The sequence below is a fragment of the Streptomyces sp. NPDC005803 genome (genome assembly GCF_040630435.1).
GTDB lineage: Bacteria > Actinomycetota > Actinomycetes > Streptomycetales > Streptomycetaceae > Streptomyces.
The window spans coordinates 20,909-41,257 of record NZ_JBEXXO010000004.1; the positions used below are offsets into that span (position 1 = coordinate 20,909).

18 protein-coding genes are annotated in these 20,349 nt (G+C 72.2%); 6 read left to right on the forward strand and 12 right to left on the reverse strand.

Annotation, left to right across the window (positions count from 1 at the left end; all coding sequences use genetic code 11):
- The 5 genes from ABZ454_RS07325 to ABZ454_RS07345 all read right to left on the reverse strand — a co-directional run bounded on the left by ABZ454_RS07325 (position 1) and on the right by ABZ454_RS07345 (position 5,314).
- Positions 1-921, reverse strand: coding sequence for a carbohydrate ABC transporter permease (locus tag ABZ454_RS07325; protein WP_359536461.1), 921 nt, complete (start codon positions 919-921; stop codon positions 1-3).
- Positions 918-1,847, reverse strand: coding sequence for a sugar ABC transporter permease (locus ABZ454_RS07330; protein ID WP_356324483.1), 930 nt, complete (start codon positions 1,845-1,847; stop codon positions 918-920). Before ABZ454_RS07330 ends, ABZ454_RS07325 begins: the two co-directional genes overlap by 4 nt.
- Before the next feature lie 154 nt (positions 1,848-2,001).
- On the reverse strand, positions 2,002-3,726 hold the full coding sequence (araD, locus tag ABZ454_RS07335; protein ID WP_359536462.1) for an L-arabinonate dehydratase: 1,725 nt from the start codon (positions 3,724-3,726) through the stop codon (positions 2,002-2,004).
- The gene (locus tag ABZ454_RS07340) at positions 3,723-4,625 is read right to left on the reverse strand and encodes a dihydrodipicolinate synthase family protein (protein ID WP_359536463.1); all 903 of its coding nucleotides are present in this window, start codon (positions 4,623-4,625) and stop codon (positions 3,723-3,725) included. Before ABZ454_RS07340 ends, araD begins: the two co-directional genes overlap by 4 nt.
- Before the next feature lie 32 nt (positions 4,626-4,657).
- Positions 4,658-5,314, reverse strand: coding sequence for a GntR family transcriptional regulator (locus ABZ454_RS07345; RefSeq protein ID WP_359536464.1), 657 nt, complete (start codon positions 5,312-5,314; stop codon positions 4,658-4,660).
- A 267-nt stretch (positions 5,315-5,581) separates the two neighbouring features.
- Between ABZ454_RS07345 and ABZ454_RS07350 the strand changes: the two genes are divergently transcribed.
- Entirely contained in the window at positions 5,582-6,805 is a 1,224-nt protein-coding gene (locus ABZ454_RS07350) for an MFS transporter (protein ID WP_359536711.1), read from the forward strand.
- Here ABZ454_RS07350 and ABZ454_RS07355 read toward each other — a convergent pair.
- A complete protein-coding gene (locus tag ABZ454_RS07355) occupies positions 6,788-7,966 on the reverse strand; it encodes a hypothetical protein (RefSeq protein WP_359536465.1) in 1,179 nt (392 codons plus the stop codon). The genes ABZ454_RS07350 and ABZ454_RS07355 overlap by 18 nt on opposite strands.
- Positions 7,963-8,922: a 5-dehydro-4-deoxyglucarate dehydratase gene (locus ABZ454_RS07360; protein WP_356324412.1), complete on the reverse strand. Its 960-nt coding sequence runs from the start codon at positions 8,920-8,922 to the stop codon at positions 7,963-7,965. The genes ABZ454_RS07355 and ABZ454_RS07360 overlap by 4 nt, the downstream gene beginning before the upstream one ends.
- 808 nt (positions 8,923-9,730) lie before the next feature.
- On the opposite strand from ABZ454_RS07360, the gene ABZ454_RS07365 reads away from it, so the two are divergent.
- Positions 9,731-10,540, forward strand: coding sequence for an NAD(P)-dependent oxidoreductase (locus ABZ454_RS07365; RefSeq protein ID WP_356324410.1), 810 nt, complete (start codon positions 9,731-9,733; stop codon positions 10,538-10,540).
- Between the two features lie 105 nt (positions 10,541-10,645).
- Positions 10,646-11,854, forward strand: a complete 1,209-nt coding sequence (locus tag ABZ454_RS07370) for a TerD family protein (protein ID WP_359536466.1) — start codon at positions 10,646-10,648, stop codon at positions 11,852-11,854.
- Between the two features lie 100 nt (positions 11,855-11,954).
- Here the strand turns inward: ABZ454_RS07370 and ABZ454_RS07375 are convergent, their stop codons facing one another.
- The 4 genes from ABZ454_RS07375 to ABZ454_RS07390 form a co-directional block, all read right to left on the reverse strand.
- On the reverse strand, positions 11,955-12,185 hold the full coding sequence (locus ABZ454_RS07375) for a hypothetical protein (protein ID WP_037711258.1): 231 nt from the start codon (positions 12,183-12,185) through the stop codon (positions 11,955-11,957).
- A 281-nt stretch (positions 12,186-12,466) separates the two neighbouring features.
- Positions 12,467-13,945 carry an alkaline phosphatase PhoX gene (locus ABZ454_RS07380; protein WP_359536467.1) on the reverse strand — a complete coding sequence of 493 codons (1,479 nt, stop codon included), beginning with the start codon at positions 13,943-13,945 and terminating at the stop codon, positions 12,467-12,469.
- Between the two features lie 164 nt (positions 13,946-14,109).
- Positions 14,110-15,597 carry a hypothetical protein gene (locus ABZ454_RS07385; RefSeq protein WP_359536468.1) on the reverse strand — a complete coding sequence of 496 codons (1,488 nt, stop codon included), beginning with the start codon at positions 15,595-15,597 and terminating at the stop codon, positions 14,110-14,112.
- 167 nt (positions 15,598-15,764) lie between these two features.
- Positions 15,765-16,469 (reverse strand): antibiotic biosynthesis monooxygenase, encoded by a 705-nt coding sequence (locus tag ABZ454_RS07390; protein ID WP_359536469.1) that lies wholly within the window; start codon positions 16,467-16,469, stop codon positions 15,765-15,767.
- A 135-nt stretch (positions 16,470-16,604) separates the two neighbouring features.
- On the opposite strand from ABZ454_RS07390, the gene ABZ454_RS07395 reads away from it, so the two are divergent.
- From ABZ454_RS07395 to dapA, 3 genes are all read left to right on the forward strand, one after another.
- On the forward strand, positions 16,605-17,726 hold the full coding sequence (locus ABZ454_RS07395) for a peptidoglycan bridge formation glycyltransferase FemA/FemB family protein (protein ID WP_359536470.1): 1,122 nt from the start codon (positions 16,605-16,607) through the stop codon (positions 17,724-17,726).
- Between the two features lie 122 nt (positions 17,727-17,848).
- A complete protein-coding gene (locus tag ABZ454_RS07400) occupies positions 17,849-18,253 on the forward strand; it encodes a GNAT family N-acetyltransferase (protein WP_359536471.1) in 405 nt (134 codons plus the stop codon).
- Positions 18,254-18,384: 131 nt separating this feature from the next.
- A complete protein-coding gene (gene dapA, locus ABZ454_RS07405) occupies positions 18,385-19,278 on the forward strand; it encodes a 4-hydroxy-tetrahydrodipicolinate synthase (RefSeq protein WP_359536472.1) in 894 nt (297 codons plus the stop codon).
- On the opposite strand, the gene dapD is transcribed toward dapA, so the two are convergent.
- Positions 19,275-20,264, reverse strand: a complete 990-nt coding sequence (gene dapD, locus ABZ454_RS07410) for a 2,3,4,5-tetrahydropyridine-2,6-dicarboxylate N-succinyltransferase (RefSeq protein ID WP_356324395.1) — start codon at positions 20,262-20,264, stop codon at positions 19,275-19,277. The two genes, dapA and dapD, sit on opposite strands and share 4 nt — an antisense overlap.
- Positions 20,265-20,349 lie beyond the last annotated feature (85 nt).

Genomic DNA, 20,349 nt, shown 5'->3' on the forward strand with positions numbered 1-20,349 from the left:
TCACCCCTTCACGGCGCCGGCGCTGAAGCCGGTGATGAGCCATTTCTGGATGAAGGCGAAGACGATCACCACGGGTACCGCGGCGATCACTCCGCCGGCTGCGAGCGCGCCCAGGTCGACGCTGTCCGCGCCGATGAGGGTGTTCAGGCCGACCGGGATCGTCTGCTTGTCCTGCTCGCTGAGGAACATCAGGGCGAACAGGAAGTGGTTCCAGCTGTGCACGAAGGCGAAGGAGCCGACCGCGATGAGGCCCGGTCTCAGCAGCGGCAGCACCACCGCGCAGAAGGCCCGGAAGCGCGAGCAGCCGTCCACCCAGGCGGCCTCCTCCAGGGTGGCCGGCACGTTCTTGATGAATCCGCTGATCAGGATGATGGAGAGCGGCAGCTGGAACACCGTCTCGGCGATGACCACGCTCCCCAGGGAGTTGATCAGCTGGAGGTTCTTGAAGATCTCGAAGAGCGGTACGAGCATCAGCGCGCCCGGGATGAACTGCGAGCAGAGCAGCGCCAGCATGAAGGCGTTCTTGATCTTGAAGTCGAACCGGGCGAGCGCGTAGCCGCCGGCCAGCGCGACCAGCGTCGTGCTGACCAGGGTGCAGACCCCGACGATCATGCTGTTCTGGAAGAAGACGGCGAAGCTGCGCTCGTTCCAGACCTTGGAGAAGTGCTCCCCGGTCATCGGCCAGGGCACCAGCGAGGTGGAGCCCGCGGGGCGCACGGCGAACAGGAACATCCAGTAGAACGGGATGAGGGTGAAGACGAGGTAGATGCCGAGCGGCACGTAGATCTGCCAGCGCGGTACGTCGTCGAAGGCGCGTTCACGGCCGGGCTTGCCGCGCCGGTGCGCGGCCGGGGCGCGGTCGCCCTGGACGGGCGGACGCGGGGCTTCGGTGCCGTTCTTCTCGGCCAGTGCGGCAGTCACTTGTGGTCGCCTCCGAACTTGCTCAGGCGCAGATAGACGATCGAGCAGAAGAGGAGGATCACGAAGGCGACGGTGGTGAGCGCGGAGGCGTATCCGAAGTCGTGGCCCTCGATGCCGGTGTTGGCGACGTAGAGCGGCAGGGTGGTGGTCTCGCCGGCCGGCCCGCCGCCGGTGAGGGTGTAGAGCAGGTCGACGTTGTTGAACTCCCACACACCGCGCAGCAGCGTGGACAGGATGATCGCGTCCCGCAGGTGGGGCAGGGTGATGTGGAAGAACTGGCGCAGCCGCCCGGCCCCGTCGACGGACGCCGCCTCGTACAGCTCCTTGGAGACGGACTGCAGGTCGGCGAGGATGAGGATGGCGAAGAAGGGGACACCGCGCCAGAGTTCGGCGACGGTCGCGGCCCAGAAGACGGTGCCGGTGTCGGAGAGCACCGAGGTGCCGTAGTCACCGATCCCCGCGTCCGCGAGGTACCGGCTGAAGCCCGTCGAGGAGTTGTAGAGCAGGATCCAGATGGTGCTGGTCAGCACCCCGGAGACGGCCCACGGCGAGAAGACCATGGCCCGGGAGATGCCGCGGCCGACGAAGGTCTGGTTGACGATCAGGGCGAGCGCGAGGCCGAGGGTGAGCTGGAGGGCGACCTGGACGACCACCCACTGGGCGCTGAAGCCGAGCGTCGTCCAGAACTGGTCGTCCTCGGTGAAGATCCGGGTGAAGTTGTCGAAGCCCGCGAAGCCGTTCCGCCAGGGCTTGGTGACGTTGTAGTTCTGCAGGCTGTAGTAGAAGACGCTGATCACCGGGTAGGCGATGAAGCCCAGCATCAGCAGCCCCGCGGGGGCGATCAGCAGGTACGGCAGCCGGCGGGGGCTCGCGGAGCGGCGCCTGGGCACCTTCGGCGGTGTGGCCACAGCGGAGGCTTGGGCCATGACACGTCTCCGTTCTCTCTCAGGTACGGGGTGCGAGGTGGTGCTGAGGGTGCGTGAGGGTGCGGTGCGTGGTGATGCGTGCAGTGCGCAAGCGCTTGCCGCATGATGTTCGGTATGCCGAACGAGGCGGGGCGCCCGAATTCTGTCGGGCCGTTCAGCCGGCGTAGGGGTCGGGAACTTCTCCCGGCCGGGCCAGGAAGGCGAAGTCGCAGCCGGTGTCGGCCTGGGTGATCTGGTCGTGGTAGAGCGCCCCGTAGCCGCGCTCGTACCGGGTGGCCGGCGGCGTCCACTCGGACCGGCGCCGCGTCAGCTCCTCCTCGGGCACGTCGAGGTGGAGCAGGCGCGCCTCGACGTCCAGGGTGATCGGGTCGCCGGTGCGCACGAGGGCGAGGGGCCCGCCGACATAGGACTCCGGGGCGATGTGCAGGACGCAGGCGCCGTAGCTGGTGCCGCTCATCCGGGCGTCGGAGATCCGCACCATGTCCCGTACGCCCTGCTTCAGCAGGTAGTCGGGGATCGGCAGCATGCCGTACTCGGGCATCCCGGGACCGCCCTTGGGGCCGGCGTTGCGGAGCACCAGCACATGGTCCGGGGTGAGGGCCAGCGCGGGGTCGTTGATGGTGCGCTGCATCTCCTTGTAGTCGTCGAAGACGACGGCGGGACCGGTGTGGCGCAGCAGGTGGGGCTCGGCGGCGATGTGCTTGATGACGGCCCCGTCCGGGCAGAGGTTGCCGCGCAGCACCGCCACGCCGCCCTCCCCGGCCAGGGGGTTGTCGCGTTCACGGATGACGTCGCTGTTGTGCACGAGCGCGCCGTCGAGCTGTTCGCGCAGGGTGTCGTGCGCGACCGTGGGCCGGTCCAGGTGCAGGACGTCGGTCAGCCGGGCGAGGAAGCCGGGCAGGCCGCCGGCGAAGTGGAAGTCCTCCATGAGGTACTTCCCGCCGGGGCGGAGATTGGCCAGCACCGGCACGGTGCGCGCGATGCGGTCGAAGTCGTCCAGGGTGAGCTTGACGCCGGAGCGGCCCGCCATCGCGATCAGGTGGATGACGGCGTTGGTGGAGCCGCCGAGGGCGAGGACCGTGGCGACGGCGTCCTCGTACGCCTCCGCGGTGAGGATCGACGACAGCTTCCGCTGCTGCCACACCAGTTCGACGATGCGGAGGCCCGACTGTGCCGCCATCCGGTCGTGGCCGGAGTCGACGGCCGGGATCGAGGAAGCGCCGGGGACGGTGACGCCGAGCGCTTCGGCGGCGGCGGTGAGGGTGGAGGCCGTGCCCATCGTCATGCAGTGGCCGGGCGAGCGGGCGAGCCCGTTCTCCAGTTCGTCCATCTCGCAGTCGCCGATGAGGCCGGCCCGCTTGTCGTCCCAGTACTTCCACATGTCGGTACCGGAGCCCAGGACCTCGTTGCGCCAGTGCCCCGGCAGCATCGGCCCCGCGGGTACGAAGACGGCCGGCAGGTCGACGGAGGCCGCGCCCATCAGCAGCGCGGGCGTCGACTTGTCGCAGCCGCCCAGCAGCACCGCGCCGTCGACGGGGTAGGAGCGCAGCAGCTCCTCCGTCTCCATCGCCAGCATGTTGCGGTAGAGCATCGGGGTCGGCTTCTGGAACGTCTCCGAGAGGGTGGAGACCGGGAACTCGAGCGGGAAGCCGCCGGCCTGCCACACACCGCGCTTGACCGCCTGCGCACGGTCGCGCAGATGGACGTGGCACGGATTGATGTCGGACCAGGTGTTGAGGATCGCGATGACCGGCTTGCCCAGGTGCTCCTCGGGCAGGTAGCCCAGCTGGCGGGTGCGGGCACGGTGGCTGAAGGAGCGCAGCCCGTCGGTGCCGTACCACTGGTGGCTGCGCAGCTCCTCGGGGGCGATGCGGCTCATATGGACCACCCCGCGACCTGGTCGGCGACCTCGGCGCGCTGCGATTCGGGCAGCACCCGGCTGGGCGGGCGCACGTCACGGCTGCACAGACCGAGCGAGGCCAGCGCCTCCTTGACGACGGTCACGTTGTTGGCGGACTGCCGGTCGGCGCGCAGCTCCTCGAAGCGGCGGATCTGCTCCCAGACCTTCATCGCGGCCGGGTGGTCACCGGCCCGCAGCGCCTCCAGCATGGCCAGCGAGACGCCGGGGGCGACGTTGACGAGGCCGGAGGTGAATCCGGTGGCGCCGGCGGAGAAGTAGGCGGGGGCGTACAGCTCGGCGAGGCCGGCGACCCAGACGAAGCGGTCCAGGCCCGCGTCCCGGGCGAAGGCGGCGAAGCGCGCGGCGTCCGGGACGGCGTACTTGACGCCGACGACGTTGGGGCAGCTGTCGGCGAGGGCCGCCAGGCACTCCCCGTCCAGGTGCGGGTTGCGGATGTAGGGGACGACACCGAGTCCGGGGACGGCCTCGGCGATGGCCCGGTGGTAGTCGATCCAGCCGTCCTGCGACACATACGGGTGGACGGGCTGGTGCACCATCACCATCTCGGCCCCGGCGTCGCGGGCGTGCTCGGCGGCGGCGACGGCGGTCGGCACGTCGTGCCCGACGCCGACCAGGATCGTGGCGCGGCCGCCGGCCTCGTCGATGGTCAGCTCGGTGACGGTGCGCCGCTCCTCGGGGGTGAGCGCGTAGAACTCCCCGGTGTTGCCGTTCGGGGTGAGGATGCGGACGCCGCCGTCGAGCAGCCTTCGCAGCAGGGCGCGGTGCGCCTGCGTGTCGATGGTGCCGTCCCCGGCGAACGGGGTCACCGGGATCGCCACGACGTCTGCGAGGGCCGCCTTCAGCGGTGTGAGGTCCATGCGGACAGGCCTTTCGTCGGTGTGCTGCTGGTTCACGCCGCCCCGCCCCCGTCCACGTCGTCGGGGAACGCGCGGCGCACGAACGACGCGATGTGGTCGTGCAGAGCCCCGGCCGCCGCCTCCGCGTCGTCGGCGAGCGCGAGCCGCAGGATCTCCCGGTGCTCGGCCGCCTCCCGCTCCCAGGACGGGATCGTCGACCACGCGACCGTCGACACGAGCGCCGCCTGGTCACGGACCTCGTCGAGCATCCGGGCCAGCAGCGGGTTGCCGCACGGGAGGTAGAGCGCCCGGTGGAAGTCCCGGTTGGCGAGCGACCTGTCGGCCTTGTCGCCCGCCGAGTCGGCGCGCTCCAGCGCCTCCTGGGCCGCGTCGAGCGAGGCCTTGCGGGTGATGGAGCGGCGCAGCGCCTCGGGTTCGAGCAGCAGCCGCACGTCGTACACCTCACGGGCCATGGACGCGTCGACCAGCCGCACGATGGCGCCCTTGTACTGGCTCATGACGACCAGTCCGGTTCCGGCGAGAGTCTTGAGCGCCTCACGGACGGGGGTCTTGGACACCCCGAACTGCGCGGCGAGTTCGGTCTCGACGAGCGCCTGCCCTGGTCTCAGCTGCGCCGTGAGGATCGCGTGCTTGATCGCCTCCAGCACGTACTGGGTGCGGGACGGAATCGGGGTGGGCGCAAAGGTCATGGGTGAAGGGCTCTCGCATCTCGCGTATCGCGTCTCATATATGACGTACGAAGTACGACGCGATGAAGCTAGAGGGGCCGCGAATGTTTCGTCAACGCTTCTGGCAGAAGAACTTCACCGGACTACGACATGTGCCCTACACCGATCTCGGGGGCCGGTCAGCCCCGCCGAGCGGCCTACGGCATCCGCCCGATGCTCGGCAACGGCCTTACCGGCCAGCCTGCTTGCGTAACGGACGCGCAGGTCAGGGAGGTTCGGGTGGGCGCCATGGCAGGGTCGGCGACAGGGCGGGTACTGCGGGACCGGACGGCCGGCCTGTTCCTCGCCGCGGTCGTGGTGTCCGGTTTCGGCAGCTCGGCGATGTCGCTGGCCGCCGGGATCTGGGTCAAGTCGCTGACCGGCTCGGACGCTCTGGCGGCACTCGCCCTCTTCGCCGTCTGGCTGCCGGTGCTCTTCGGGCCGCTCCTGGGGGCGGTGGCCGACCGGCTGCCCAGGAAGCCGCTGCTGGTCGGGGCGAATGTCGTCATGGCCCTGCTGCTGACCACGCTGACCGCGGTGGATTCGGCGGGGCGGGTCTGGATCCTGTTCGCGGTGCTCCTGGTGTACGGGGTCGCTTACGTCCTGACGGACGCCGCCGAGTCCGCCCTGGTCGCGCAGGCCGTGGACGCCCGTCTGCTGGGCGATTTCAACGGCTTGCGGATGATGGCGAACGAGGGCATGAAGCTGGTGGCCCCGCTCACCGGCGCGGCGCTCTACACCCGTTTCGGGGGTGACGCGGTGGCCCTGCTGGACGCGGCGTCCTTCGCCCTGGCCGCGGGGCTCTACGGACTGCTGCGGGTCCGGGGACCGCGGCCGCCGGTGGCCGGGGACCGCAAGGCGGGACGGTCCTCCGGGGTGCGGCAGGTGTGGGGGTCGCCGGTGCTGCGGCCGCTGGTGCTCGCCGGATCGGTCACGATGCTGTGCGCCGGGCTCAACGGGGCGACGCTGTACGCCGTCGTGGACGGGGTGCTCGGCCGCTCCCCCGCGTACGCGGGTGTGCTCTCCGCCGTGCAGGGCGCCGGGTCCGTCGCGATCGGGCTGCTGGCCGGGCCGCTGCTGCGGCGGCTGCCGGAGCGGGTGTTCACGGCGGCGGGGATCGCGGTGTTCGCGGTGGCGGTGGGCCTGCGGGCGCTGCCCTACGACGCGGTGGCGCTGGTGTCGTGCGGTCTGATCGGGGTGGGTCTGCCGTGCGTGCTGATCGCCGCGATGACGGCGGTGCAGCGGGAGACCCCGGACGCGGTCCTGGGCCGGACGGCCGCGACCGCGGGCACGCTGATGATGGCGCCCAACGCGGTGGCGCTGGCGCTCGGCGCGGGGCTGGTCGCGCTGGTGGACGTGCGGGTGCTGCTGCCGCTGGTGGGCGCGGCGGCGCTGCTGACGGCCGCCTGGCTGGTCGCGGGCCGGCGAGGGGAGGCCCCCGCCGGCCCACGGGTGTCAGCGGCCGAGACGTGAGAGCGCCTCGGTGACCGCCGCGAGGTCCGGGCCGGAGGCCAGTCCGGCGTGGTACAGGCGCAGTTGGTTCGCGCCGAGCGAGGCCGCGTGGGCGGCGTCGTGCTCCAGCGTGCCGGGGCTGCCGCCCATCCCGCGCACCACGGTGAGGTTGGCCGCGAGGACGCCTCCGCGACCGGCGAACGGGCCGAGCACGGCCTCGCGCGCCGCGTCGTCGCCGGTGCAGGGCAGCACCACGCCGTCCGCCACCGACGCGATGTGCTCCGGGTCGACGCCCACGTTGGCACCGGAGCGGTGCGGCGCGGGGTCGGCGTGCAGCAGCACCTGGAAGCCGGGGGCCGCGGCCGCGCGCACCGCGGCGACCACCGACTCCTGGAGCCCGCGCGCCACCTCGGTGCGCCACCGGAGGGTGGCGGCGGCGAGGTCCGCCCCGAGCAGTTTCTCGACGCCGGCCCAGCCCGCCTCCGGGGCCCCCGGACCGGACCACACCGGCTCCAGCGCGGCCCGCACGGACCGGCTCAGTTCCTCGGCGTCCAGCCCGTGGGCGTGGTACCCGGCCCTGCAGTCGGGGCAGAAGCAGAGCGACATCAGGTACTGCGCCGCGTCGCCGAGGCCGACGCCCGCGACCTTGTCGTGGGCGTGCAGATGGGCGAAGCCGTACCAGCCGCACGACTCCAGTTCGGTGCCGCCCGCTCCGTCGCGTACTGCCGCCTCCGCGGCCAGGTCCACCAGGTACGTGCGGACCGCGGGCCGGGCGATGCAGGGGGCCCAGGGGTAGCGGTCCCCGTAGGCGTTGACCACGGAGGTGTCCGGATGCTCCGCGCCCAGCCGGGAGTTGTGCGCCAGCACGACCCAGCTGTGCACGTCGAGCCCCGCGCCGGCCAGCGCCTCGGCGGCCTCCGCGTAGGCATCGTCCGCAGCCACCCAGGACTGCGGGTACGGGCGCAGCTCACGCCCCGCCCACCGGGCGGCGTCGGGCGGGTAGAGCACCGCGGCGTGCTCGGCCGTGACGACGCGGCGGGCGGGGTGGCGCGGGGTCAGCGCCCGGGTGGAGTGGTAGGCGGCGGCGAGCGTCACCTGCTGGACGCCGAGGTCCGCGACGCGGGCGGCCGCGCCGGGGTCCCCGACGATGTCCCAGGGGTAGAGGAAGGCGGAGGTCTTCACCCGCGCTCCCCCGCACCCCTGCTCTCCAGCAGCGCGCGGCCGGCCCCGATGATCTCCGTCAGCTCCTTGATGTGCGCGGCCGGCGGCTCGGTGAGCGGGCTGCGCACCTCGCCGACGTCGAGGCCCTGGAGGCGGACGGCCGCCTTGACCAGCGATACGGCGTAGCCGCGGCCCTTGGCCCGCAGCTCGACGAGCGGGCGGTAGAACGTGTCGAGGAGCGCGTTGACGAGGTCGTCGTCGCCGGACTCGAGGGCGCGGTAGAACGCCAGCGCGATGTCCGGCGCGAAGGCGAACACGGCGGACGAGTACAGCGTGACGCCGATGCCCCGGTAGGCGAGACCGGTGAGCTCGGCGGTGGGCAGTCCGTTGAAGTACAGGAAGTCCTGGCCGGGCAGTCCGGTGCGGACCGCGCTGACGATGCGCTGCATCAGGTCCAGGTCGCCGTAGCCGTCCTTCAGGCCGATGATGCCCGGCGTCCGCGCCAGCGCGAGCACGGTCTCGGGCGTGAAGACGGCGTTGTCGCGCTGGTAGACGATCGTCTCCAGGCCGGTGGCGGCGGCCAGCGCGGTGTAGTGGGCCAGCAGCCCCTCCTGGTCGGCGACGACCAGGTACGGCGGCATGGCGAGCAGCCCGTCCGCGCCCGCCTCCTCGGCGAGCTTCGCGAACTGGACCGCCAGGGCGGTGCCGTATCCGGCGCCCGCCACGACGGGCACCACGCCGGCGGTCTCCTCGACGGCCGCGGCGACGACGAGGCGGAACTCCTCGGGCGTCAGGGCGTGGAACTCACCCGTACCGCAGCAGGCGAAGACGGCCGCCGCGCCGGCGTCGACGCCGGCGCGCACGTGCGCGCGGAAGGCGTCGAGGTCCACGGAACCGTCCGGCCCGTAGGCGGTGACGGGGAAGAAGAGCGGCCCGGCGACAGCGGTGAGTCGGGCGGCAAGTGGGGCTGAGGTCACGGGCGCTCCCTGGGGCGTGCACGTTTCTGATTGACGTCCATATCTATGAACGTCACGCTAGAGCAGGGGCCCTCGCGGGTCAAGGCGGGTCGCTCCGCGGGGCCCTTGGGCGGGCGGCAGCGGGGCCCTTGGGCGGGCGGCAGCGGGGCCCTTGGGCGGGCGGCAGCGTGGCCCCCTCGTTGCTCGCCCCGGTCCGGGGCGCGGGGTTCCGTCCTCAATCGCCGGACGGGCTTGAACGGTGCGGGTTGCCCCGTGGGGTGTGCGCCTGCCCGGTGGGTGGGGGTCCGGGGTCCCTCAGGGGCGTCTCCTCGGACGACGAACGTTCTGCGGGTACGCAGCGGACCCGGGTATCTGTTCGTCGTCCTGCGGGGACTCCCCTGCACGCCCCCGGCCCCAGGCTGTCTCGCGTCTGCGACAGTCATGGGGGCCGGTGTGCAGACGCGGGCGAGAGCGGGTGGGGGCGTGCAGGGCAGTCCCCGCAGAAAATGGCGTACGACCCGGGTACCAGTGCGTCGTCGGGTGCACACGCCATTTTTGAGGAGTCTGCCCGGAGGGCCCCCACCCCCACCCACCGGGTAATCCGCGCCGCCCCGCGGGGAACCCGCACCCAAGCCCGTCCGGCGATTGAGGACGGAATCCCGCACCAAGGACCGGGGCAACCTCACCGCCCGCCCGGCCGAGGGCCCCGCGGAGCGACCCGCAACACCCCCTTGACGCATCAGCACCCGCTCCGTAGCTTGTCCACGCATGTGAATGCCGTCCATGCAATGGGCGACCCCGTTCGCCGACCGACCGAGGAGACCCCCGCATGCCCGCCCCCCGCACCGTCCTGCTCACCGGCGCCGCCGGCGGTCTCGGCACCCTGATGCGCGGACTGCTGCCCGCCCACGGCTACGAGCTGCGCCTGTTCGACATGGCGCCCATCGAGGGCGAGCCGGACGCGATCACCGCCGACCTCGGCGACAAGGAGGCGCTGCGCGAGGCCGTGCGGGGCGTCGACGCGATCATCCACCTCGCGGGCATCTCCCTGGAAGCCTCGTTCGACAAGATCCTCCGGGCGAACATCGAGGGCACCTACAACCTCTACGAGGCCGCCCTCGCGGAGGGCGTACGCCGGATCGTCTTCGCGTCCTCCAACCACGCCGTCGGCTTCACCCCCCGGCCGCTCCCCGGCGACCCGCTGATCCCCATCGAGACCCCGCACCGCCCGGACACCTTCTACGGCCTCTCCAAGTCGTTCGGTGAGGACCTCGCCCAGCTGTACTGGGACCGGCACGGCCTGGAGACCGTCTCGGTGCGCATCGGCTCCTGCTTCCCCGAGCCGACGTCCGTACGGATGCTGTCCGTCTGGATGAGCCCCGCCGACGGCGCCCGCCTCTTCGACGCCGCACTCACCGCCGAGAACGTGGGCCACACCGTCGTCCACGGCTCCTCGGACAACACCCGCCTGTGGTGGGACCTGACGTCGGCCCGGTCCCTCGGCTACGAGCCGCAGGACGACTCGGAGGAGTACGCGGCGAAGATCGTCGCCGAGCAGGGCGAGCTCGACCCGGACAACCCGGACCACGCCCACCTCGGCGGCCACTTCTGCACGAACCCGCCGATCTGGCCGTACTGAGCGGACGCGAGAGGCCGGCCGGGGACGGGCAGGCGCTGCCGCCGTACGGGCGAAGCCGCCGGAAGGTAAGGGAACGGCAAAGCGGGGTCATTCGTTACCCCGAGCATGACCGCTATGACACCCGGCTCGAACATCCCCCTCTCCGCCGTCCGCGTGGCGGTGGACGTCGCCGCTCCCGTGCGGCTCGACGTATCGGGCCTGCTGCTCACCGCCGACGGCAAGGTGCGCTCCGACGACGACTTCATCTTCTACAACCAGCCCGCGGGGCCGGGCGTGACCTACCGCTCCGGCGGCGGTACCGCGCCCGACGCAATCGTGGTGGACACGGCTGCGGTGCCGCCCGGGATCGAGAAGATCGTCGTCACGGCGAGCCCGGACGGAGCGGGTCAGACCTTCCAGGGCATCGAGCCCACCGCCACCGTGCGCAACGCGGACGACGGCAGTGCGCTCGCCACGTTCACGCCGCCCCGGCTGGGCACCGAGACGGCGCTGGTGGTCATCGAGGTCTACCGGCGGCAAGGCGCCTGGAAGGCCCGCGCGGTCGGTCAGGGCTATGCCGACGGACTGGCGGGCATCGCCACCGATTTCGGCGTCTCCGTCGAGGAGGAGCCCGCCGCCGCTCCGGTCGCGCCCCCGGCCCCGGTCGCCGCACCGGTGGACCCGCGGATCGCCGCTCCCCCGGCGCCGGCCGCGCCGCCGGCCCCGCCCGCCGCGCCTCCGGCTCCCCCCGCCTCCGGCAAGATCAATCTCGACAAGGGCCGGGTCAGCCTGCAGAAGAACCAGACGGTGTCGCTGGTCAAGGGCGGCCGGCCGCTGCTCTCCCAGGTCAAGATGGGTCTCGGCTGGGAGCCCGCGTTCCGCGGCAAGGACATCGACCTCGACGCCTCGGTGATCGCCTACGGCCCCAACCGCAACCACCTGGACAGCTGCTACTTCGGCAAGCTCTCCATCCTGAACGGCGCCATCAAGCACTCGGGGGACAACCTCACCGGTGAGGGCGCCGGCGACGACGAGGTGATCGTCGTCGATCTGGGCCGGATCCCCCCGGAGGCGACCGGACTGGTGTTCACGGTCAACTCGTTCACCGGTCAGAAGTTCACCGAGGTGGCCAAGGCCTACTGCCGGCTGATCGACGGCGCCACCGGCGAGGAGCTGGTCCGCTTCGACCTGACCGGCGCCGAACCGCAGACCGGCGTGATGATGGCGAAGCTGATCAAGCAGTTCTCCGGCGAGTGGGAGATGACGGCGATGGGCGACTTCGTGAAGTCGCGCACCGTCCGGGGCATGGTCAAGCCCGCCGCCCAGTCCCTCTAGCCCGGTGGAACGTCTTCAGGGGCACCCGGCTGACTGCGGGTGCCCCTGAAGGGGGTCGGCATGGAAATACGGTGTACGCGGCGCGTGCTCGTCGCTTCTCTCAGAGCTTGGTCAGCTTGGAGTACGGGCTCAGGATCCTCCCCTGTCGCCCCGAGAAGTCGATGAGCACTGCGTCGTTGTCGCCCTCGACAGCAAGGACTCGGCCGAGTCCGAACTGGTCATGCGACACCCTGTCGCCCACATCGAACAATTCGACCGGTGGGGCCGCCTGGGCCGGGCGGTTGAAGGGACTGGAAGGCAGGTGACGCCGGGATCCGGCTGACTGTTTCATTACCTTGAGTATGCGCCCTGGAAACGCCCGACGCCATGCCCGACCGCTCCTGGGGCCCCACTGATGCCGGATTCGTAATCAGAGGTTCCGGGTCCGCACGCCGTCCCTGCCCGCTCGTGGCACGGGCACCGGCCGTGCCGCGGCGCCCGCGGAGCCGCCGCCGGTGTGGCGGTTATCGCTTCCCCGCGAGGCGTGGCCGAAAGCCCTGAGGGGTACCGGACCGGCCCGCTCCACCGCGGGGAGGACCACCGCCGCGGACCGGGCCGGTTCACCGCTGCGGGCTACTGCTCCCGGCGCGAGTGGCGCTTCCACGGGCCGGTGATGGCCAGCATGATGCCGGGGGTCTGGATGTTGGCGAAGAGCGTCTTGCCGTCGGGCGAGAAGGTCACACCGGTGAACTCGCTGTACTCCGGGTCGGCCTCCGTGCCGGCGTTCAGCTCGTTGCGCGCGATGGGGTACGTCCGGCCGCTCTCGGTGGCCCCGAAGAGGTGCTGGACACCCTCGCCGTCCTCGGCGATGACCAGACCGCCGTACGGCGAGACGGTGATGTTGTCCGGACCGTCGAAGGCGCCGTCCTTGGAGGGGTCCGCGTTGACGCCGAGGAGCACCTTCAGCGTCAGCGTGCGGCGCTTCGGGTCGTAGAACCACACCTGGCCGTCGTGCTGGACGGGGCTCTCGGCACGGGCGAACGAGGAGACGATGTAGGCGCCGCCGTCGCCCCACCACATGCCTTCGAGCTTGCGGGCGCGGGTGACCTCCTGGTCACCGAACTGCTTGCGCACCGAGACGGCCTTGGCGTCGCGGTCGGGCACGTCCACCCAGTCCACGCCGTACACGGTGCCGGTCTTCGTGGCGCGCGAGAGGTCGTCGACGAACTTGCCGTTGCGGTCGAAGCACTTGGTGGCCTGCAGGACACCGGCGTCGTCGGCGAGCGTGCGGAGCTTGCCGCGGCCGTGCTTGAAGCCGTGCGGCGGCACCCAGCGGTAGAGCAGCCCGTTGGGGCCGGACGCGTCCTCGGTGAGATAGGCGTGGCCCTGCTTGGGGTCGATGACGACGGCCTCGTGGGCGTAGCGGCCGAAGGCCTTGACGGGACGCGGGTCGCGGTTGGCGCGCTTGTCGTACGGGTCGACCTCGAAGACGTAGCCGTGGTCCTTGAGCAGGCCGTTCTTCCCGGCCTTGTCCTCGGTCTCCTCGCAGGTCAGCCAGGTGCCCCACGGGGTGGAGCCGCCGGCGCAGTTGGTCGAGGTGCCGGCGATGCCGACCCATTCGGCGGTGCGGCCGTCGCGGCGGGTCTCCACGACGGTGCAGCCGCCGGCCGCGACCGGGTCGTAGACGAGGCCCTCGGTCAGCGGAACGGGGTGCTCCCAGCCGGCCCGGGTGCCGCTCAGCTCGTGGTTGTTCACCAGTAGGGTCACGCCGCGCGCGCCCTCGAAGGCGGCTGTGCCGTCGTGGTTGGAGGGGGTGGACTCGCCCGTCTCCAGCTTGGTGACGCCGCTGTGGGTGATGACCTTGTACGAGAAGCCGGCGGGCAGCGCGAGTATGCCCTTGGGGTCGGGGAGCAGCGGCCCGTAGCCGGGCTCGTGGCTGTGGCCGTGGCCGTGGCCGTCGTGACCGTGTCCGTGGTCGTCGTGGCCGTGCTTCGAGTCCTCGGCGGCGAGGGCGCCGGGTGCGGTGGCCAGCGCGGCGACGGTTCCGGTGAGGGCGATGCCGGCACCGGTGAGGGCGGACTGTCTGGTGAATTCCCTGCGCGTGAAGGCCATCACGTACTCCTGGTGCAGCTGGGGCGGGTTGTCAACCCGGTCACCGTCCCGCCCCTGCGCCAACATCAGTTGAACTGCGGACGACTTCGAGGGAATGCCTTCCGTGAACATCCTCGGTGGCGGGCGGGCGGCCGGGCGCCGGCCCGCCCGCCCCGTACCGCGTGTCAGCTGGCCGAGCCGCCCCGGGAGCGGGCCTTGAACGCGGCCTTGCGGGCGTCCTTCGCCTGCCTCTTGTCGCTGTGCAGCCGCCCCATCGCCTCCAGCACGTCGGCCGTCGCCGGGTGGTCCACCCGCCACGCCTCGTCGAAGAAGCCGCTGTGCTGGCCGGACAGCCCCTCGACCAGGCCCTGGAGCTCGTCCAGATCGCCGTCCGCCTCCAGTTGCGCGGCGATCGTGTCGATCGCGAGCCAGAAGATCATCGCCTCCGAGGGGGGCGGTACGTCGGCGGCGCCCCGCTCGGCGAGCCAGACACGGGCCAGTCCGCCCAGCTCCGCATCGCCCAGCACCGCGCGGACCGCGGGCTCGGCCTCCGCGCCGACCAGGGCGAGCGCCTGCTGGCAGTGCAGCCGGCGCAGCGGTGCCTGCGGGTCCTCGCCGCGTGCGGCGTCCAGGAGCTCACCGGCCGCCCCGTCGGAGCCGTGCCGCGCGAGCCACAGCTCGATCTCGCCGCGGGCCGCCGCCTCGGGGTAGTACGCGATGCCGCCGAGCAGGACGTCGGCGCCCTTGTCCGCCAAGTCGCCCACGGCCGGGGCGTCCATACCGGCGTCCAGCATCCGGGCCCGGATGCCGTAGAGGCCGAGCGGGGTCAGCTTCACCATGCCGTAGCGGGTGACGTCGTCGTCATCGGCGGGCGGCACGGACTCCTCGCCCTCCTCGGCCAGCAACGCCTCGTCCACGGGCCGGTAGGTGACGATGCCGATGGGCTCGAGGACCCGGAACTGGTCGTCGAGGCGCATCATCGCGTCCGACACCTGTTCCAGGATGTCGTCGGTGGGCTCGCCCATGTCGTCGGGGACGATCATCGAGGCGGCCAGCGCGGGCAGCGGCACGGGCTCCTCCCCCGCGCCCTCGCCGACCGTGAGCAGATAGAGGTTGCCGAGCACCCCGTCGAGGAATTCCGCCTCGGTCTCCGGATCCCAGTCCAGCGCGTCGAAGTCGACCGATCCGTCCTCGCCGACGAGGTCCGCGAAGTCGTCGAAGACCGGGGCGGTGGCGTCGGCGTGGACGGCTTCGAGGCCGTCGAGCCAGATCGACAGGACGTCCTGCGGCGAACCGCCCGTCAGCAGCGCCAGGTTCTCCCCCACGGTGACGGTCCCCTCCGCGTCACCGGCCGAGCCGTGCTCGTCAGCGGCGTCCGCACCCGCCTCCGGCGCCGGGTCCTCGACCTCGACCAGGCCGGTGTCGACCGCGAGCCGCCAGGCCTCGCTGGCCTCCGCCGCGCCGTCCTCGTCCGCGGCCAGGCCCAGGTGTTCGGCCGCCGCGGGCAGCTGTGCGTCGACGAGTTCGCCGCCCGCCCCGACCCGGGTGTCGGGGCCGGCCCAGCGGGCGAGCCGGACGGCGCGGGCGAGCAGCGGCGCGGCAAGCGCGTCCCGTGCCAGCTCCGCCTCGGTGTGCAGCCGCACCGGCGGCAGGGTGGGGCGCTCTGCGGACATCAGGGGACTCTCCTCGAAACGTACGGGCGTACACGTCGCCGGGCCACGGCTCCGGGGGCGTACGGGGTCAGGCGGACCAAGCCTAGTGCCCGCCGGGTGCCGCCCGGTGTCGGATCAGATGACCGCCGTCCGCAGCCCAGGAGGGCACGGCGTCCGTGCGCCGTGCCCTATCCGTCCTCGGCGGGCCGCAGGCTGAGCGCCGGGGTGTAGCGGCGCACGCCACCGCCGGTGACGCCCGGGTAGGTCTGCACCCGTTCCCACTGCGGCGTCGGTGACCCGATCCCGTCCCCGGGCGCGGCCAGTGCGTCGAGGTGGGCCTGCGCGCCGGTCCATTCCGCGTAGTTGAGCACCCGGGTGCCGTCGGTGCTCACATGGAAGTGGCCGGCGATCGCGCCGGGCACCGGGACGGGGTCCGAACCGAGCGCCTCGAAGACGCCGTCCACCCAGTCGCGTTGGCGGGCCTTGTCGGCACCGTCGAACTCGACGTCGACGATCACGACGCAGCCGGGTACCCGCCCGCCGGGCGACGAGGAGCGGTAGAGCTCGTAGGTGAGCGGTCCGAGCCGTTCGACGCCCGGCACGGCCGCGTCGATCTCGGCATTGCGCACATCCCGGCCGTCGCGGACGAAGTCCTGGTAGCTCTCCTCGCCGGTCCACTGCGAGTAGTGGAAGAGCGTCCTGCCGTCCTCCCCCGCGTACAGGCTGTACGAGAGCAGGCCCGGATGCGGCCACCGCCTCGCCCCCCACGCGGCACGGACGGCCCCGACGGTCTGCCGCAGGCGCTCCGGCGTGCCGACGTCCCAGGTACTGGCCTTGACGAGCCCCGCATCCGCACGGGTGACATCGGGCCGGGACACGAACTCCACTGTCATGGCTGCTCCCCTCACCGGCGCACCCTTGCGGTGCGCCCGTGACAGCCACCCTGATACGTCAAGCGTGCTTGAGGTCAACCACGGCCCGCGAGCCCCTCATTTCGCTGACGGATCGGACAACGAACGGAGTACCGCATGACGCTGCGGGTCGAGGAGATCACGCGCGAGCAGCACCTGGCGTTCGTCGCCGACCAGGGCTCGGCCAGCCATATGCAGATCCCGTCGTGGGGTGAGGTGAAGCCCGACTGGCGCGCGGAGAGCATCGGCTGGCGGGACGAGGACGGGCGGGTCGTCGGGGCCGGGCTGGTGCTGTACCGCCCGGTTCCCCGGCTGAAGCGGTACCTGGCCTATCTGCCGGAGGGGCCGGTCATCCCGTGGCACGAGGGCGAGCTGCGCCCCTGGCTCGATCCGCTGGTGGCCCATGCCAGGGCCCGGGGCGCGTTCACGGTACGGATGGGGCCGCCGGTGATCGCCCGTCGCTGGGACGCGGAGACGGTCAAGGACGCCATCGCGGACCCCGCCGCGAGCCGGCTGCGCGACGTCGAGGCGGACGTGACCGAGCCCCGGGCCGCCGAGGTCGTGGAGCAGCTGCGCCGGCTGGGCTGGCAGCGGGGTGCGGACGGGGACACGGACGGCTTCAGCGCCGGGCAGCCCCGGTACGTGTTCCAGGTGCCGTTCGCGGGGCGGTCGCTGGAGGAGATCCGAGGCGGCCTGAACCAGCAGTGGCGGCGCAACATCAAGAAGGCGGAGAAGGCGGGCGTGAAGGTCGTCGAGGGCGGCCTCGACGACCTGCCGGTCTTCTACGAGCTGTACCGCGAGACCGCCGAGCGGGACCGCTTCATCCCCCGGCCGCCGGACTACTTCGCGCGCATGTGGACCGCGCTGCGGGCCGAGGACCCGGGCCGGATGCGGCTCTACCTCGCCCACCACGACGGGGAGGTGCTGTCGGCGGCGACGATGCTGACCGTGGGGTCGCACGTCTGGTATTCGTACGGCGCCTCGACGAGCCGTCGGCGCGAGGTGCAGCCCAACAACGCGATCCAGTGGCGGATGATGAGCGACGCCCACGAGCGGGGCGCCGCCGTGTACGACCTGCGCGGCATCACCGACACCCTCGACGAGGGCAACCACCTGCTGGGGCTGCTGCGGTTCAAGGCGGGCACCGGGGGCCGGGCCGCCGAGTACATCGGCGAGTGGGACTACCCGGTCAGCAAGCTGCTGCACAAGGCGTTCGGCCTGTACATGGCCCGGCGCTGAGCACGCGGTACGGTGCCGGGCCACGGTCACCGCGCGGTGCCGGCGCTCGCCGCGCCGGGGCCGCGTGCGAGAATCCGGGACGTGCTGCTGCGTACCGCCACCCGTCACAGGACCTGCCCGCCGTGCTCGCGCTCCTCGCCGACGAGGAGAAGGTCGTCGCCCCCTCCTCGGTGGTCGTCGACGCGGCCTACGAGAAGGCGTTCGCCGACATCACGGATGACCCGCGCAACGAGATCCTGGTGCTGGTGGACGGTGACACGGTGGTCGGGTGCCTGCAGGCGACGTACATCCCCGGCCTCGGCGGCCACGGGGCCGAGCGGGCGTTGATCGAGGCCGTGCGGATCAGGCCCGACCGGCGGGGCGGCGGGCTCGGGCGGGACCTGATGGAGCGAGCCGTCGAGCGGGCGCGCCGGCGGGGCTGCGCGCGGGTCCAGCTGACCAGCCACCGGCGCCGGGCCGACGCCCACCGCTTCTACGCCTCGCTGGGCTTCACCGCGAGCCACGAGGGCTTCAAGCTCGCCCTCTGAACGGTCCGCCCGGTCGCCCGGCCCCTGCGGGAGCGCTCGCCCCGGGCCCGCACACAGTTGAGCGTTGCTTCAGCTTCACCCGAAGAAGAACTAAGTGGACCTTCACGGTTCTACGGACCGACACTTCGGCCATGACGCCGCCCGCCTCCTTTCGCCCCCGCCCCTTCGGCCGCACGCTCTGCGCCATGGTCACCCCCTTCACCCCCACCGGCGCCCTCGACCCGGAGGCCGCCGCCGCGCACGCCGCGGCGCTGGTCGCCGGCGGCTGTGACGGGCTGGTGCTCAGTGGCACCACCGGCGAGTCCCCGACCACCTCCGACGCCGAGAAGGCGGCCCTGGTGCTCGCGGTGCGGGAGGCGGTCGGGCCGGACGTCCCGGTGGTCGCGGGCGTCGGCACCGCGGACACCCGGCACACCGTGGAACTCGCCCGGCAGGCGGAACACGCGGGCGCCGACGGTCTGCTGGTCGTCACCCCGTACTACAGCCGTCCCCCGCAGGCCGCCGTCGAGGCGCACTTCCTGCGCGTCGCCGAATCGGCGGGTCTCCCGCTGATGCTGTACGACATCCCCGGCCGCACGGGCACCCGCATCGAGCCGGAGACGCTGCTGCGACTGGCGGAGCACCCGCGCGTCGTGGCGGTGAAGGACTGTTCGTACGACCTGCTCGGTGCGACCAGGGTGATCGCCGCCACCTCGCTCGCGTACTACTCGGGCTCCGAGGAACTCAATCTGCCGCTGTACGCGGTGGGCGGCGCGGGTTACGTCAGCACCGTGGCCAACGTGGCACCCGGCCCGCTGCGGGCCGTCCTGGACGCGTTCGACGCCGGGGACACGGCCGCGGCGGCCCGGCTGAACGGGCTCCTGGCCCCGCTCACCGAGCTGATGATGGCGTCCGGGCTACCGGGCACCGTGACGGCGAAGGCCCTGCTGGACGCGGGCCCCGTCCGCGAACCGCTGCAGCCCGCCGGGCGCGAGGCGGCCGACGGGCTGCGGAGGGCGTACGAGCGACTGCTCGCCGCCTGTTAGCCGTTGCTGTGCAGGACGTCGTTGAGGCCGTCCCAGACCGCGTTGTTCGGGCGGGCCTCGACGGCGCCCGTCACCGAGTTGCGGCGGAAGAGGATGTGCGAGGCGCCGGAGAGCTCGCGCGCCTTGACGATCTGACCGTCCGGCAGGGTGACGCGCGTACCGGCGGTGACGTACAGGCCGGCCTCCACGACGCACTCGTCGCCGAGCGCGATCCCGACGCCGGCCTCGGCGCCGACCAGGCAGCGCTCGCCGATCACGATGCGCTCCTTGCCGCCGCCGGACAGCGTGCCCATGGTGGAGGCGCCGCCGCCGATGTCGGAGCCGTTCCCGACGACGACACCGGCGGAGATCCGGCCCTCCACCATGGAGGTGCCGAGGGTGCCGGCGTTGAAGTTGACGAAGCCCTCGTGCATGACGGTGGTGCCGGCGGCGAGGTGCGCGCCGAGCCGCACCCGGTCGGCGTCGGCGATGCGGACACCCTGCGGTGCGACGTAGTCCGTCATGCGGGGGAACTTGTCGACGGAGGTGACCTGGAGGTGCAGGCCCTCGGCGCGGGCGTTGAGCCGGACCTTCTCCAGGTCGTCGACGGCGACCGGACCGAGCGAGGTCCAGGCCACGTTGGTGAGGTGGCCGAAAATGCCGTCCAGGTTCTGCCCGTGCGGCTGGACGAGGCGGTGGGAGAGCAGGTGCAGACGCAGGTACGTGTCGTGCGCGTCGAGCGGCTTGTCGTCGAGCGAGGCGATGACCGTGCGGACGGCGACGACCTCGACCCCGCGGCGGGCGTCCACGCCGATGGCCTTGGCGGCGCCCTCGCCGAGCAGGTTGACGGCGCGGTCGGGGGTGAGCCGCTCGGTTCCGGCCGGTCCGGGCTCGGCGGTGAGCTCGGGTGCGGGGAACCACGTGTCGAGGACGGAACCGTCGCCGGCGATGGTGGCGAGGCCGGCGGCGACGGCGCCGGTGGTGCGGGTGGAAGTCGTGTCGGTCATGACCCGAACCTAACCGGCCGAGGGCCGCCCGGGCCAACCGGTCTCAGCGTCCGGGCGTCGTGCCGGCCACCGTACGGGGACACCC